Source organism: Priestia sp. P5_B4, assembly GCF_056400385.1.
The window spans coordinates 1-2,573 of record NZ_JBFULJ010000543.1 but is presented as its reverse complement, the minus strand read 5'-3'; the positions used below and the strand labels follow the sequence as shown (position 1 = coordinate 2,573).

Here is a 2,573-nt window from a genome sequence, read left to right as displayed (position 1 = left end):
GTGCTAGAAAAAGATGATTGTGTCAAAACATTATTAGAAGAAAAGCAACCAAGAAAATCAATTATTGAAAAAATCAAGGATGGTTTTATTTTAAGCTTTAATTTAACTGGTGCTCATGATAGTAAAAAACAAAAAGAAATCGAAAAAATTCGTGGAGAGCATACATTTGCTCAGTTTAAGAATTTCTTTAAATCTTTTGGCCATTATTCAATTAAAAAAGAAGATATTCATTCCATTGTACATGAGTTTGGTTTAGATATAATCGAAAAATCATTAACGTCCGTTCAGCGTCACTTACAACAAACTTACATAGAAGAAAGTATGGATGCATTTCGACCTCTTGTGCATGAAATGGAGTCAAACTTCTTTACGTATATCCGCAAAATTGCCAACGGGTATTATCAGGCAAAAATTAACGCTCTATAATACTCTTTTTTGTTATGCCTTTTTTTACTCATTTCTACTCTATTTTCCTTCCATTCTTTCTTTCTCTTTAACTTACTCAAACATACACGTCTGTGAGCTACGATAAATCCCTTTAAATGATAATGATTTTCATTTTCGTGAAAAAAATCAACTAAATGAACAAAAAACACAATAAATAAACGTTATTTTCCAAACTACTGCGTAGAAAATATGGCCGTTATAAAAAAATCCTTTATTTTTTCGTGAAAATCCTTGTAGTAAACTGCAGTTTTTTTGATTGCTTTATTCCCTTTAACCTCAGTCAGCAGAAGGCTTTTACCCATATAAGTTTTAGCAATGTTTATAATTTCTTTAATTTCTTTTTAATGTCTTATAAATGTCTAGTAATTTCTATAAAATAATGAGCAGCAAATAAATAATATTTTTTATACATGGAGACATTAAGCTCCTATACAAATTGTAATCATAAGTTGGGGTAGTTTAATGACTATCAAATATAAAGGCAGGATTAACAGCTTTTTCTCTCTTCAAATAAAAAAACACACAAAATCTGACATCTATTTTGTGTGTTTTTTATTCATTAGAGCTATAAAGGCAAATTATTTAATTAGTTGGAGTTTAAATGATTTCTATCTACCGCTTCCGGTGGTGTTTCCATCCATCCATTTTCCATCATAATATCCGCTGCATCTTTTACAAACTTCGAGATATTTGTCATTGATTTTCCATATAACAGCGCCAAATCATGTCTTCCATTGACGGCCACTGAATTTCCAAAAGCCCTCATTTTCATCGAGAACATATCCATTTTATGGAACAGCATCAATTTATCCGAAAACGGTGAAAAAGTCGAAGTAGTAATTAAATGATCAAGAAAGGATGGCGCTGGTAAATTATCTCGATGAAGCTTTTCAATATAGCGTTCTACCGCTTTATTTGTCAGATCTTCACCTTTTACAAATAACGTACGGATTTTTTCACTTTTAACAACTTGACTAAATGCCAAAATTAAGGCTTTGCTTGTCACATTATTTTCGATGTTATCATACAGATGAGCAATTTCTAATGCATGCAAAGGTCGAACATCTCCTATAAAACCGCTTAAATAATGAGTATTAGCGATGTTCACTTTTTCTGGTACGGGAATAAGTGGCGGCTTAATAATAAATCCTTTATCCATTAAGATTGCCTTTATTTGCTCCATCAGTTCCATTGTTGCTTTCATACAATACGTTAAAAATGTCTTTACATCTTCTCTGTACATTAGAGGCAGTGCGATACTGTAAATGCTTAATCCAGCTTTAGCAGCATATTTTAAATAATGCACGTAAAATTCATCTTCAAACAGCTTTGGAGCGCCTAGGTTCACATCTTCTTGCGTAAATCCGTATGGAATTGGCACATTCTCTTTTGTAAAAATGTCTTTTACGTTACTTTGAAATTCTTCCGTTAAACCTTTTGCATGCTGTAACAGCTTTTTTATATCTGGATCTTCAACGTGTTCAAGAAAATAACTTAAAATATACGAAGACATGCTGTTGCCCATATAGGTTGCCCAAAGTTTGCCCATTTCGGGGGCTGTTAATTTCTCTTGCACGCTTGTTTTTTTTGAACCTATTTTAATTGGTTTGATTGTTTCCATCTATAATCTCCTAATTCGATTTGTTCTTAGGTTGGTCTTTTCTATTTTATCTATTCTTCCACTTTTGATTTAACATTATTAGGTGAGGAGGTATGCAGACTTTTAGTATTTTAATCTACAGTCGGACCTATTCGCTGTTTGTTTCCGTGCTTAACCTGTACGTTGACCTTCACATTTATTGAGTCTTTTGTTAAAGGAATTGCCCCGTTGCTTTGAACAGCTTTCCATTTACGCAGTTCCTTTTTATAAAGAACATGAGAAAGCCTGTAAACATCGCTGTTTATACTTAAGCCTTGCCCGTACGTTTCAATGATTTGTTTCTTAATTTTCCGTTCAGCTTCTTTTTTTATAGTCGATAGTTTTTCGTGCTGCGGCATAACTAAAATCGTTGTTTTTGCACGAACTTTTATATTAAATGTTAAATTACTACCGTTTATAACAGGTTCAATTTTTACTTTTTTCTTATCTACCACAAGATCAATATCGGAATGATCAGGGAGCCTTA

The 2,573-nt window shown here is 32.4% G+C and carries 2 protein-coding genes and 1 pseudogene; 1 reads left to right on the top strand and 2 read right to left on the bottom strand.

Annotated elements, in window-relative coordinates:
* Positions 1 to 426 (top strand): annotated as a pseudogene (locus AC1DRF_RS22665) (hypothetical protein); the annotation flags it as partial.
* Positions 427 to 1,033: 607 nt separating this feature from the next.
* Here AC1DRF_RS22665 and AC1DRF_RS22660 read toward each other — a convergent pair.
* Positions 1,034 to 2,068: a DUF3231 family protein gene (locus AC1DRF_RS22660; RefSeq protein WP_162214066.1), complete on the bottom strand. Its 1,035-nt coding sequence runs from the start codon at positions 2,066 to 2,068 to the stop codon at positions 1,034 to 1,036.
* Positions 2,069 to 2,178: 110 nt separating this feature from the next.
* Positions 2,179 to 2,573, bottom strand: a 395-nt coding sequence (locus AC1DRF_RS22655; protein ID WP_477741752.1) for a Ger(x)C family spore germination C-terminal domain-containing protein, incomplete at its 5' end; no start/stop codon positions are given.